This window comes from Streptococcus orisratti DSM 15617 (assembly GCF_000380105.1).
Lineage (GTDB): Bacteria > Bacillota > Bacilli > Lactobacillales > Streptococcaceae > Streptococcus > Streptococcus orisratti.
Window position 1 is genome coordinate 31,598 of record NZ_KB904471.1, and the last position, 13,312, is coordinate 44,909.

General features: G+C 37.4%; 13 protein-coding genes. 4 read left to right on the forward strand and 9 right to left on the reverse strand.

The genetic code is table 11. The features are described from left to right. Nucleotides 1-127 precede the first annotated feature (127 nt). Nucleotides 128-1,525 carry a glycoside hydrolase family 1 protein gene (locus tag A3I7_RS0106385; RefSeq protein WP_018375957.1) on the forward strand — a complete coding sequence of 466 codons (1,398 nt, stop codon included), beginning with the start codon at nt 128-130 and terminating at the stop codon, nt 1,523-1,525. Nucleotides 1,526-1,822: 297 nt separating this feature from the next. On the opposite strand, the gene A3I7_RS0106390 is transcribed toward A3I7_RS0106385, so the two are convergent. The 6 genes from A3I7_RS0106390 to A3I7_RS0106415 all read right to left on the reverse strand — a co-directional run bounded on the left by A3I7_RS0106390 (nt 1,823) and on the right by A3I7_RS0106415 (nt 7,002). Further along, nucleotides 1,823-2,236 (reverse strand): cupin domain-containing protein, encoded by a 414-nt coding sequence (locus tag A3I7_RS0106390; RefSeq protein WP_018375958.1) that lies wholly within the window; start codon nt 2,234-2,236, stop codon nt 1,823-1,825. A gap of 64 nt (nt 2,237-2,300) precedes the next feature. Continuing rightward, nucleotides 2,301-2,615, reverse strand: a complete 315-nt coding sequence (locus A3I7_RS0106395) for a PTS cellobiose transporter subunit IIA (RefSeq protein ID WP_018375959.1) — start codon at nt 2,613-2,615, stop codon at nt 2,301-2,303. Between the two features lie 10 nt (nt 2,616-2,625). Then, entirely contained in the window at nt 2,626-2,940 is a 315-nt protein-coding gene (locus A3I7_RS0106400; protein ID WP_018375960.1) for a PTS cellobiose transporter subunit IIB, read from the reverse strand. A 30-nt stretch (nt 2,941-2,970) separates the two neighbouring features. After that, nucleotides 2,971-3,849 carry an ROK family protein gene (locus A3I7_RS0106405; protein WP_018375961.1) on the reverse strand — a complete coding sequence of 293 codons (879 nt, stop codon included), beginning with the start codon at nt 3,847-3,849 and terminating at the stop codon, nt 2,971-2,973. A gap of 189 nt (nt 3,850-4,038) precedes the next feature. Then, entirely contained in the window at nt 4,039-4,920 is an 882-nt protein-coding gene (gene scrK / locus A3I7_RS0106410; RefSeq protein WP_018375962.1) for a fructokinase ScrK, read from the reverse strand. Nucleotides 4,921-5,064: 144 nt separating this feature from the next. Continuing rightward, nucleotides 5,065-7,002, reverse strand: coding sequence for a sucrose-specific PTS transporter subunit IIBC (locus tag A3I7_RS0106415; protein WP_018375963.1), 1,938 nt, complete (start codon nt 7,000-7,002; stop codon nt 5,065-5,067). A gap of 203 nt (nt 7,003-7,205) precedes the next feature. Between A3I7_RS0106415 and A3I7_RS0106420 the strand changes: the two genes are divergently transcribed. The 3 genes from A3I7_RS0106420 to A3I7_RS0106430 all read left to right on the forward strand — a co-directional run bounded on the left by A3I7_RS0106420 (nt 7,206) and on the right by A3I7_RS0106430 (nt 11,595). Continuing rightward, nucleotides 7,206-8,645 (forward strand): sucrose-6-phosphate hydrolase, encoded by a 1,440-nt coding sequence (locus tag A3I7_RS0106420; protein ID WP_018375964.1) that lies wholly within the window; start codon nt 7,206-7,208, stop codon nt 8,643-8,645. Further along, nucleotides 8,645-9,610 carry a LacI family DNA-binding transcriptional regulator gene (locus A3I7_RS0106425; RefSeq protein WP_018375965.1) on the forward strand — a complete coding sequence of 322 codons (966 nt, stop codon included), beginning with the start codon at nt 8,645-8,647 and terminating at the stop codon, nt 9,608-9,610. Before A3I7_RS0106420 ends, A3I7_RS0106425 begins: the two co-directional genes overlap by 1 nt. A 635-nt stretch (nt 9,611-10,245) precedes the next feature. Further along, nucleotides 10,246-11,595: a hypothetical protein gene (locus A3I7_RS0106430; RefSeq protein ID WP_018375966.1), complete on the forward strand. Its 1,350-nt coding sequence runs from the start codon at nt 10,246-10,248 to the stop codon at nt 11,593-11,595. Nucleotides 11,596-11,714: 119 nt separating this feature from the next. Here A3I7_RS0106430 and nusB read toward each other — a convergent pair whose 3' ends face one another. The 3 genes from nusB to efp are packed head-to-tail and all read right to left on the reverse strand — an operon-like array spanning nt 11,715 to nt 13,120. Further along, entirely contained in the window at nt 11,715-12,143 is a 429-nt protein-coding gene (gene nusB, locus A3I7_RS0106435) for a transcription antitermination factor NusB (protein WP_018375967.1), read from the reverse strand. Next, nucleotides 12,136-12,525 (reverse strand): Asp23/Gls24 family envelope stress response protein, encoded by a 390-nt coding sequence (locus A3I7_RS0106440; protein ID WP_018375968.1) that lies wholly within the window; start codon nt 12,523-12,525, stop codon nt 12,136-12,138. The genes nusB and A3I7_RS0106440 overlap by 8 nt, the downstream gene beginning before the upstream one ends. 34 nt (nt 12,526-12,559) lie before the next feature. After that, nucleotides 12,560-13,120, reverse strand: coding sequence for an elongation factor P (gene efp / locus A3I7_RS0106445; protein WP_018375969.1), 561 nt, complete (start codon nt 13,118-13,120; stop codon nt 12,560-12,562). Nucleotides 13,121-13,312: the final 192 nt, after the last annotated feature.

Consider the following 13,312-nt stretch of genomic DNA (forward strand, 5'->3'; position numbering starts at 1 on the left):
TGTTATTTGTTGATTAAATTATATAATATTATTAAATAAATATCTATACATTTTATATAAAAAGATTGATTTTTTTAAAAAAAGATATATAATATACCTATAAACAAAAATAAACAAGGAGTATTTTATGTCAAAGTATACTTTTCCGAAAGGATTTTTCTGGGGGACTGCATCAAGCGGGCCTCAAACTGAAGGGCGTTTTGAGGGTGATGGAAAAGGCGATAGCATTTGGGATTACTGGTATGAAAAAGAACCTGAGCGTTTCTTTAATCAAGTAGGACCAGATAAAACCTCTTATAACTACAAACGCTATAAGGAAGATGTCCAATTAATGAAAGCAACTGGACACAATTCGTTTCGTACTTCCATCCAATGGAGCCGCCTAATTCCAAATGGTGTCGGTGAAATTAATCCCGAAGCTGTTAAGTTCTACAACGCCTATATTGATGAGCAAATTGCAAACGGTATTGAACCTTTCATAAACCTTTATCATTTTGATATGCCAATGGTTCTGCAAGAAAAAGGAGGCTGGTTAAATCGAGAAACAGTCGATGCTTATGTCACTTTTGCCAAAACCTGTTTTGAACTTTTCGGTGACCGTGTCAAATATTGGTTCACTCATAATGAGCCTGTTGTTCCAGTTGAAGGTGGTTATCTCTACGACTTCCATTATCCAAATGAAAAAAATCTCAAGCACGCTGTTCAAGTTGGTTTCAATGAAATACTCGCTAGCGCACTTGCCATCAAAGCATATCATGAAACACAGGATGGAAAAATCGGTATCATTCTCAACCTGACCCCAAGCTACCCACGCGATGAAAAAAATCCCGAGGATGTCAAAGCTGCACAAATTGCCGATGCCTTCTTCAATCGCTCCTTCCTAGATCCAGCTATTCACGGCACATTCCCAGAAGAACTTTTAACAATTGTCAAAGAACTCAACATTGTACCTGAACATAGCACCGCAGATCTTGAAAACATTAAAGAAAACACTATCGATATCCTCGGTGTCAACTACTATCAACCCCGCCGTATCAAGGCTAAAGAAAATCCTGCAGACAAAGATCCTGAAAATCCTATGCCTGAAGATTACTTTGATAACTACGATATGCCAGGTAAAAAAATGAACCCTTACCGAGGCTGGGAAATTTACGAAAAGGGTATCTACGATATTATGATTAATGTCCGTGACAACTATGGTAATATCCCTTGCTATATCTCAGAAAATGGTATGGGAGTTGAAGGAGAAGAACGTTATGTTAACGCAAAGGGGCAAATTGAAGATGACTACCGTATTGAATTTGTCAAAGACCATCTTCGCTACCTTCATCAAGCTATCCAAGAAGGAGCTAACTGCCTAGGATACCACATGTGGACATGCATGGATAACTGGTCTTGGACCAACGCCTACAAAAACCGCTACGGCCTCATCGCCGTTGACCTTGATAAGGAAGGCAAACGTACTATTAAAAAATCAGGTTACTTTTTCAAAGAACTTGCTGATCAAAACGGTTTTGAAGACTAAATCAGTTATAAAACGCAAGAAGCTGGACACTTTCGTTCCAGCTTTTTATGTTTTATAAACTTTTGCCTCGCACAATGCAGTAGTTAGGAGATATTTTTCTTTGAAGGTTAAATTCAGACATTCTTGTCTTGATTTGACGAGAGAAAATCTCCAGTAGAGGTTTTCAGCCTGTTACCTCAAAATTATAAAGAAACATAATTCTGTCTGCGTCGCATGGTCTAATTTTGATTTTCAGTAAGCATTAAAACAGAGGCTACGAAGCAAATATCAAAAAGGTCTGAGATAGATTATTTCTGTTCAGTTTTTCAACATTGTTTTGACAAGTTCTTCGCAGTCACATTTGTCATTCTTTATGATATCGGCTTGATCAATTCCTTGAGGAACAAATCGAAACACAATAAAAGAGGCAGATTCACGATTTCTATTCACCAGTCGATGGATGCTATTTTTCACACGCAGAACATCGCCTTGATTCACTTCTCTTGTTTCTATTTTTTCATTTTCTATTGCCTCTACAGATATTTTTCCGCTAGTAACGACAATTACTTCTTCAATACGATGATGGCGATGCCAATCTTGAATACTTCCTGCCGGAATTTTGTTTGTATGTACTTCAAATTCTGGATATAAAAAATAATGAACCTCTGTCCCATTTTCCTTAACGACCGAAAGAGCTTCTTTACTTTGTTTGATTTCAATTTCTTGTGCCATTATTTCCCTCCAAATCAAAAAACTCTATTGAAAGTAAATCAATCAGTAGAGTTTTTTTAATGCGCTAAACTACTTTTTTGTAGAGCTCCAACATCTCTAATGCTACTTCACGAAGGGTCATTGTAGTCATCAGATGATCTTGAGCATGAACCATGATAATTTCCATGTTAATCTCAACACCACCAGCGTAATCTTGCAGCAATTTTGTTTGAGCATGGTGCGCTTCAAGTAATTCTGCATTAGAGGTTTCAAGTTTTTCAGCTGCTAAGTCCAAATCGCCCTCACGCATAGCAGCAAAAGCCTCGTGAACCGTTGTTCTAGCATTACCACTGTTTAGGATAATTCCAAAGGCCGCAAGCTGTAATTCTTCTTTATCCATGGTACCCCCTTTAAATGCTATCTATAATCAATTTAGCCATCTTTTCAACCCCCATTGGAATTGGAACATAGGCTTGAGGCGGAACTTGAACAACTGGTTTACCAACTGTCTTACCGAGTTCTGCAAATTGATTGAAATACATTTTTGTTTGAGGACTGATAAGGTAAACATCAAACTGCGCTTCACTAATCACTTTATTGCCTTCGGTCGAGCTGATAGCTTCTACAGTAATATCTTTTCCTTCTTTTTGAAAAAGTTCCGTTGTTTTTTTAGCCATTAGAGATGAAGACATCCCTGATGCACAGATAATTAACGCTTTTGTCATAATAAAAACTCCTTTTTAGTTATTAAATCATTACAAATTTGGGAAGGTGGACATAAACTTACTCACTGCACCGAGCAAGTTGGCATCACTTCTGAAATGACAAATTTCCAACTCAAATGATAAATCAGATGCCCCTGTTTCTTTTTGAATCTGCTGAATTCGCTGAATCAATGCCTCTCTTAGATTTTTTCCAGCAGAGACAGCACCACCTATTGCAACCAGCTCAGGGTTGAGGACAACGAGGGTATTGAAAATGCCTCTCGCCAAATCATCATAAAATTGATTGACAACTGCATTAGCAGAGACATCTCCCTGTTCAGCCAAATCAAACAGGTCTTTACCAGAAAAAGATTCACCTAGTCCATGTTTTTGAGCGTAACGCTTTGCTACTTGAACTGGGCTAACCGTTTCACTCAAAGTATCCTTGCTTGTCAGTCGCATAAGACCAAATTCTCCAGCAAACAAATCTGGACCTTTTCTCAACTGCCTATCAAGAACGACAGCTCCTCCAACACCCGATCCGATAATAAAGAAAAGAGCATCCTTAACATCCTTTGCCACTCCGAATGTAAGTTCAGCCAAAGCAGCACAGTTAGCATCATTTTCAATACTTACCGGCAAACCAAGAAGAGATTCAAGCGCTTCCAAAATTTTGAAGTGATGGATATAAGGAAGCGCACTTAGTCCTTTAACAATACCATTCTCAGAATCCACTGCACCAGGTGAACTGATAGCTACACCTTGCAATGGAAAATCTTTACTAAATTCTTCTTTCAAAGAAAGTAACTGCGCTGTCATTTGTTCCCAGGTTTCTGGTGTTTTAAAAGACGATTTACGGTGTAATTCATCATCTTCATAGACAGCATACTTTACCGCCGTTCCACCAATATCAATTGTCAATATTGCCATAACAGCCTCCTTATCTTTATGTTTTAATTATACCATTCCCTTGATTAAATGTATAGTCTTTTTTTATAAAAAATATATATTTTAAAAAGGATTGAAATCATTTCAATCCTTATACAATATAAAAAGCTACAGTGAATGCTAAAACTTATCAAAATAAATCAACAACTATAAATTATAACCAACTCAATCTTATCGTTCAGATATTTTCTTAGCTAAAGCAAAATTACCAAATGTTGCTGAGCCATTTTCAGCAATAGCCGGTGTTACAATATAATCTTCAAGATCTGGCACTGGAAGATATCCGTTCAATAGCGAATCAAATTTTTCCCGAACACGTTTAAGCATATGTGGTTGCGCCATAACACCACCACCAAACACGATTACTTGTGGTCGATAAAGTAATGTAGCCTGTACTGCGGCTTGTGCAATATAATAAGCCTGAACATCCCAAACATCAGAATTCTTCTCAATCAACTCTCCACGAATCCCCGTACGTGCTTCAAGTGAAGGACCAGCAGCCATCCCCTCTAAACACCCTCTATGGAAAGGACAAACACCTGTAAACTCGCGTGCAACATCATGCGGATGAAGTGAGACATAGGTGTGACCAGCTTCTGTGTGGCCACTTCCACCGATAAACTCACCACGTTGAATAGCACCAGCACCGATACCTGTACCAATAGTATAATAAACCAGACTATCCACACCCTTGCGCACCAAAGTTTCTCCATAAGCAGAACTATTAACATCCGTCGTAAAATAGAACGGAATTTTGAAATCTTTGGCAATTAGACCAACTAGATCAACGTTAGCCCAATTTGGTTTTGGTGTTGATGTAATATAACCATAAGTATCTGAATTTTCATCAATATCAATCGGACCAAATGAACCGATAGCAACTGCTGCTAATTGATCCTCAAAACGTTTAAAGAAAGCAACGGTCTTTTCAACCGTTTCATAAGGCGTTGTCGTAGGAAATTGTACTTTTTCCACCACTTCAAAATTTTCATCACCAACGGCACAGACAAATTTTGTACCTCCAGCTTCCACGCTTCCGTATAGTTTCGTCATAACTTCTCCTTGTTCAGTAATTAGTATATACTTATTATATGTTTTTTCTTAGATTGTTGCAACTTTCTGTTTGAACACATTTTTAGAAAATCCCCCTCTAATATCAGCAAAAAGAGGAATAGTTTCCTACTCCTCAGTTGGAGGCTATTTAACCTCTAATAAAGCATCACCTGTTGCAACTTTTCCTGAAGCAATTGAAGCAACATCTGCATAATCAGCTGTATTGGTCACGATAACCATTGTTGTATCATCAAGACCTGCTGCCGCAATTGCTGCACTATCAAATGTTCCAAGGACATCACCTTTTTTAACCTTTTGATCAGCTTTCACTTTTTGATTAAAACCTTTTCCATCCATAGAAACTGTATCAATACCAATGTGGATGAGAATTTCGGCACCGTTATCTGATTTGATACCATAAGCGTGACCTGTTGCAAAAGCAATTTGTACAGTACCATCAACTGGTGAGACTACTGTGTTTCCACTTGGTTTAACAGCAATACCTTTACCCATTGCTTCTGAAGCAAAAACTGGATCATTTACAGAAGTAAGAGCAACTGTTTCACCAGCAAGTGGAGCAAAGATTGTTTCGGATGTTACCTTAACAGCATTGTCAACTGTATCAGAAACAGTTTTTGCTTCAACTGTTTCATTTACCGAAACGCTTGCAACCGCTGCTTCGGCTTCAAAAACACTCGCTGCTTTTGTCTTTCCATAGAAGTAAGTAATTGCAAATGCCGCAGCAAAGCTAATAAGTTCACATACTACATAGAACGGAATAGAGGTTGCATTAATTGACAAGAAACCTAGGAATCCAGCTGAACCAAGTGAAACCGCAACAACTTTAAGCAATCCTGCCACTGCCGCTGCAATAGCAGAACCAATCAAAGCACAGAAGAACGGGAAGCGATATTTCAAGTTAACCCCAAATAGAGCAGGCTCAGTGATACCAAGAAGTGCCGATACACCTGCAGATGAGGCCAAACCTTTAGTTTTAGAGTTCTTAGTCAAGAACCAAATAGCAAATGTCGCAGCACCTTGTGCAACGTTTGCCATGGAAGCAACTACGAAAATGAAATCTCCATATCCGACACCCTTTTGCCATGCTGAAAGCAATTGTGTCTCAATTGCTGGAAATGATTGATGAAGACCAGTCATAACAATGAGAGAGTATGTGCCACCAAAGATACCCATTCCAATAAAGCCAGTTGTATTATACAACCAAACAATAGCATCAGTAATACCATTAGATACAAGTAACATTACTGGACCAATAACAGTAAAGGTTAAGAAACCAGTAATCATCACCGAAAGTAATGGTGTAAAGGTAAAGTCAACAGACGATGGAAGTCTCTTGTGAAAGAACTTTTCCAATACTGATAATAACCATACAGCTGCTAATACTGGAATAACTTGATAGGCATAATTCGTTTGTGCCACGTGATAACCAAAGACATTCCAATACTCACTTGCTCCACCGAGGTCTGGAGTGGTCATAATCATACCAATCGCAGCACCTAGAAATTGGTTTGCTCCAAATCTTTTTGCCGCCGATATACCGACTAAAACTGGTAAGAACATAAATGGTGCAGCTGACATCAATTGAATCATTGCAGAAATTCCCTTAATTGCAGGGTACATCTCTTCAATTGACTTAGGTCCGAATAAACCAGCTGAAGTCAAAAAGTTCCTTAAAGCCATCAACAAACCACCTGCAACCAGAGCAGGAATGATTGGCACAAAAATATCTGATAGTAATTTTATCAATGCCATAATTGGATTGAACTTCTTACCGTTGCTGACAATTTGTTTCAAATCATCAGTTGAAACCTCTGACAGACCTGTTTCTTTAATAAGTTCATCATACACAAAGTTTACATCTCCGGCACCAATAATAACTTGATATTGTCCATCAATTTTGAATGTACCTTTAACATCGGGGTTATCATCCAATGCTTTTTGGTTAACTTTTGTATCGTCCTTCAATACCAGACGAAGCCGTGTCGCACAATGTGCAGCTGCAACAAGATTTTCTTTTCCGACTGCTTTAACAACGTCGGAAGCTACCTTAGCATAATCCATCACAGTAACTCCTTTTTACATTTTTCTTTTCAGCGATCGCTTTTTGAAAGCGTTTCACTTTATTACACTATCTATTCTAACATCTTTTAAAAATATGTCAAGCGTTTTGCATATTTTTTTGATTTTTGCGTTAAATTATTGATTTTTAAGTAGAAAACGTTTACTATATAGATAAAGAGTTTTACACAGAAAAGGAGATCCTTATGAATCTACCAACGGAAGTCCGTTACCGCCCCTACGCAGATTGGAGCGAGGATGAAATCAAACAAATAAATGAAAATGTTGCGCGCTCTCCTTGGCATGCGACCTATCACATTGAGCCAAAAACTGGGCTTTTAAATGACCCAAATGGCTTTTCCTTTTTTAACGGGAAATTTACTTTATTCTTTCAAAACTGGCCTTTTGGTGCAGCCCATGGGTTAAAATCTTGGGTTCACACTGAAAGTACTGATCTTGTTCATTTTAAGGAAACTGGTGCTATTTTACTTCCTGATAATCCTCACGATAGTCATGGGGCTTATTCTGGTTCAGCTTTTGAAATTGATGGTCGCCTTTTCCTCTTTTATACAGGCAATGTTCGAGACGAAAATTGGGTTCGTGATCCTCTTCAAGTAGGCGCTTGGATGGATGCAGATGGAAAAATTGAAAAATTCGATGACGTTCTGATTCAACAACCCAGTGACGTTACAGAACATTTCCGTGATCCTCAGATTTTTGATTACAAGGGACAATTTTATGCCATTGTTGGCGCCCAAAGTCTTGACAAAAAGGGATTTATCAAGCTGTATAAAGCGGAAAATAATGATGTTAAAAATTGGAAATTCATCGGAAATCTGGATTTTGGTGGCACAGGTTCAGAGTACATGATTGAATGTCCGAATCTTGTTTTTGTTGATGATAAACCCATTCTACTCTACAGTCCACAAGGTCTTGATAAATCAGAATTAGATTATCAAAATATTTATCCGAACACCTACAAAATCTGTCAATCGTTTGACAGTACTCACGCCAAACTTATTGGTGCTTCTCAAATTCAAAATCTTGATTACGGTTTTGAAGCCTATGCCACACAAGGTTTCAATGCCCCTGATGGACGGGCTTTAATTGTCAGCTGGATAGGACTACCTGATGTTGATTATCCAACCGATCAATATGATTATCAAGGTGCTATGAGTTTGGTGAAAGAATTATCTCTAAAGAATGGTAAACTGCATCAATACCCCGTTGATGCGATTAAAACTTTACGTATAACATCAGAAACATTTTCAAATAAAGTAAAAACCAACAACACCTACGAACTTGAATTGACTTTCCCAGCTGGTGAAAAATCTGAACTCCTTCTCTTTTCTGATGGAGAAGGAAATGGACTTCGTCTAACAATCGACACTGAAAACGGTCAGATTATCCTTGATAGAAGCCAAGCGGGTATTCAATATGCAACAGATTTTGGTACAACTCGTCAGTGTGACATTGATAAGAAAGAGACAACAGCTAACATTTTTGTTGACAAATCAATCGTTGAAATTTTTATTAACAAAGGAGAAAAAGTATTTACAAGTCGTGTTTTCCCTGAAAACGAACAAAATGGTATCCAAATAATCTCTGGTCAGCCAACCGGTAAATACTTTGAACTGAAGTACTAATGGTCGCCAAATTAACAGACGTTGCAAAACTTGCTGGAGTTAGCCCAACAACTGTTTCGCGCGTCATCAATAACAAAGGATACTTGTCTGAAAAGACAATCCATAAAGTAAGAGAAGCCATGAAAACCCTTGGCTACAAGCCCAACAATCTTGCTAGAAGCCTGCAAGGAAAATCTGCGCAGCTTATTGGGCTTATCTTTCCTAATATCAGTAATGTCTTCTATTCTGAATTAATTGAGCACCTTGAGATAGAACTCTTTGCTCATGGCTATAAATCCATTATCTGCAATAGTGAAAATAATCCTATAAAAGAAAAAGAATACCTTGAAATGCTAGAAGCTAATCAAGTTGATGGTATCATCTCCTCTAGCCATAACCTAGGTATTGATGATTACGAACGTGTCGAGGCTCCAATTATTGCTTTTGACCGTAATCTTGCCCCTAATATTCCGATAATTTCCTCAGATAACTTTGAAGGTGGAAAATTAGCAGCTAAAACACTACAAAAAAATGGTTGTAAAAAAATTATCATGATTACTGGTAATGACAACACAGATTCACCAACAGGATTACGTCAACTCGGATTTTCTTACCAACTGAATAAACAATCTGAGATTATCAAGCTTCCAAATAACCTTTCGACGATTCGACGTGAAATGGAGATTCGTTCTATCTTAGCAACACGTCAGCCTGATGGCATCTTCACATCGGATGATCTGACGGCCATTCTCACAATGAAGGTCGCCAAACAATTGGACATGTCAATTCCTGATGATTTAAAAATTATTGGGTATGATGGCACTAAATTTATTGAAAACTATTTCCCACAACTCACAACCATCCAACAACCTGTACAGGAGATTGCTCGACTAACTGTTGAGGTTCTTATCAAAAAAATCAATGGTGAAAAAACAAGTAAAGACTACGTCTTGCCTATCACCCTACTCCCAGGCGGTAGCATTTAGCTGATGAACCTGTTTAATGTAGATAAAAGTCAGTTTTTAGTAACCCTTGATTTTGCACCAACCTTAGAATAAATGAAAGATTTCCTAGGTAGGTTTGGCATGCTAATTTTTCGCATCTTCTTCAAATTTTGAATTTGCTAAGTCTTTGCATTATCTTTATAAAATATAAGCTCCATTTTTTCTGTGTTGCCTAACCTTCCTCAGAAACGATGGAGTTTTTTGTAGTACTATAGCAGAAATCTACGAATAGAAGCACCAAAGAAAAAACTTGTTAGAAGCCGCCCGCAAATGTTGAAACAAAAAGAAATCACCTCATAATACGTCATTACATTTTTCTATTATGACCATCTGAAATTTAACTTGAGGTAAGAGCAAACACAGCACAATATCTCGTATAAGCGCTGACCATACCAGATTAAAACTGAAAAATTTATCTAATATTTTACTAAAGTTGGAAGTAAAAGAGAAATTATAAATGTATTATTTCCTATAATGAGCATTACCAAGAAGAACAAAAAGAAGCCATGCTCGTTAGTTTGTTAAATGATATTTTTAAAAACCAACAGTTCTAGCAAAACTTGTCGTTTTATTCTGATCATAATGTTTTATAATAAGAATAAATAGGAGGTATACACATGCTTGAACAATTAAAACAAACAGCCAATAAATTAGATCGTATGCGTAAAGAACATCTTATCAACCAATCAGGCTCAACTGCTGATGATAGCTTGGATAAGGTACGTTCAGGACAATCTTATCTTTATATGAGCCAAGGCATGGACAGTGAGGTTTTTGAGGTTCGTTTTAAAGAACGTGTCTCTGGTAGCGATTTAACTGAAGCCATTCGTTATGCTTTAGTGCGTTTTCCTTACATCAATACACGTTTGATTGAATTAGATGGTGACTTTTACATCGTGCAAAATCCTGTCGCCATGGTTGCACATCCCACAAAAAACCTTGGAAAGCTTGGCAGTCTGCGTACTAATGAACACTTGGTAGAAGTAACTTATCATAAAAACTCTGCTTATTTTGCTTTTCACCATGCCCTTTGTGACGGTCGCGGTGTCAAGCCATTCATTGAAACAGTCATTTACTACTATTGCCAACGTTTTTATCATCCTAATGCTCAAGCCGAAGGCATTCATCTCAAAGATATGCCACTTTTACCAAATGAAACCGCTGATGCTTTCTGGGAGTTTTACGATTATGATGACAGCAAAGACTTTCCAACTTTCTCTCGTGATGCCTATGAAATTCCTGAAAGCAAGCCAAATGATGACAGCAACGACTATCGTTTTGAGATTACCATTCCACAAAGTGACTACATGGCAGTTGCAAAAGTTAACAACGCAACACCTGTCATTTTACTAAGCTATGCGATCAGTCAAACCATTGCCAAACTTTTCCCTGATTTTGATAAACCAATCAATGCTAACATTGCCACCGATATGCGTGCAGCACTTGGTTATGAAAACACCTTTAAAAATACTGTCAAATCAATGATTCTACCATACACTAAAGACGATACAAGCAAAACGTTTAAGGAAATTGCAACTAATTATCGTACCTATCTCAATCAACAAAAAGATATTGATTTCTGTAAAAGAGAAGCCAACAATATGGTAATGCTCTTTAATAAACTAGATGAAGCACCATCATTTGAAGAGAAACAAAAGCTATTAGCTTTCATGGAAAATATCCACCTCAACACCTATACCATCAGCTATATTGGTCAATTTATTCTCAACGAAAACGAGCAATATATTGATAGTATTCACCTTTATAGCGCAGGAACAATCGGCCTTTCTATCAATATGATCTGCGCTAGCGATAAATTCACTATCAATGTCAAACAAAACTTTCCAGAAGATACCTACGTCAAAACCTTTCTTGAAACCTTGGCTGAATTGGGTGTAGCAAATGTCCAAGTTTCTGAAAGTATTCCATTTACCACACCAAAGGACGGTTTAAAAAAGCGAAAATAAAAGGACTCAATAATCTCTATAGTCGGGAAATTACGCTTTAGCATTATTGAACCGAATAAACCCCAGAAGCGACCGACACTTCTGGGGTATTTTTAATTGCGATCATTGACATTACTTCGTTAATTTTGAACGAATTGGCTTAGCAAACCATTCACAAACTTTGCCGATGTGTCATCTGAATATTTTTTTGCTATTTCAATAATTTCATTCACAGCAACACGATCTGGCGTTTCATCGAAATAGTTAATTTCATATAGTCCTAGGCGCAATAAATTCTTATCTGTCAGGGTCAGACGTGATAGTGACCATCCAGCTTTTAATTTACTTTCAATAACGCTATCTAACTCTGTTTTATGAGAGCATACACCATTTACCAGATTAAGTAAAAATAATGGAATGTCTAAAACCTGATCTTCAGGTAAATTTTTGTCATACTCATAGGCAAATTGGGTGGCTGTTAAAGCTTCACCACCAAATTCAAGGCTAAAAAGGGCTTGAAAAGCACGTTCACGTAAATCTCTTCTTGAATCAATAAATACCTTAGTCATCCAGAAAATCCTCATCAAATAAGGCTTTCAAATCTGGTTTCGGTGTCTTTTCTGGAACAATGCCCACAACGTGGACATTAACCGCAGTAATGGTGACTTCTGCCATGTCAAAAACAGCTGCTTTAACGGCTTGTTGGATAGCAATAGAAACTGCTGGAACATTTACACCATATTGTAGATAGACATAGATGTCAGCATTAACAGTACCATCTTCATCTGTGCGCAAGTAAACACCTTTACCAAGTGTAGTTTTGCTCAAACCGTCTGCAACCGTTTTATTATGAAGAGAATGAACCCCATCAACTTTAGCAGTTGCAATGCCTGTAATTACTTCCAAAACGCGTGGTGAGATGACGATTTCACCAATATTTTCGTTTGTCATAGCTCTTCCCTCTCTATTTTAGAAATCGCTGATTTTAAGCACGTGAAACGTAAGTACCTTCAGCAGTATTGATAATCAATTTTTGACCCGCTTCAATGAAATCTGGGACGTTAACCACAAGTCCTGTTTCAAGAGTAGCTGGTTTACCTGAACCTGTAACAGTAGCACCTTTGATTGATGGTTGTGTTTCAGTAACAGTTAACTCAACAGTTGTAGGAACTTGAACACCAATAACTTCAGTTCCGTAAAATTGAATTTTTACGTCAGAATTTTCAAGAATATAAAGCAATTCATTTTCAACATTAACAACTGGAATTTCATACTGATCGTAAGTTTCAGTATTCATGAAATATGCTGTATCATCCATTTTGTAAAGGTATTGAGCTGGAACTGTCTCAATGATAGCTTGTTCAAACTTTTCTTCTGGACGATAGCTTGTATCAAAAGTTGAGCCAGTACGAACATCACGCAATTTCATGCGCATGATTGTATTACCTTTACCTGGTTTATGGTGACTAGCTTCAAGAACACGGATCAATTTTCCATCTGCTGTTTCAAAAGTCATACCTGCTTTAAGCTTACTTGCTTCAATCATTCGTTAATTACCTCTTATAAAATATTTATCACTTCATTTTATCATAAAATCCATCGAGTCTCAAATGTTTTATGAGGCTTTTGAAAAATGGCAGAGCTTTTACAAGCTACTTATGTTATCCCCTGATGAAATCAGTTTAAAACCTGTATTCACAAGGGAATGCTACCTGTATTTTGAAAAAAACTAACCTTA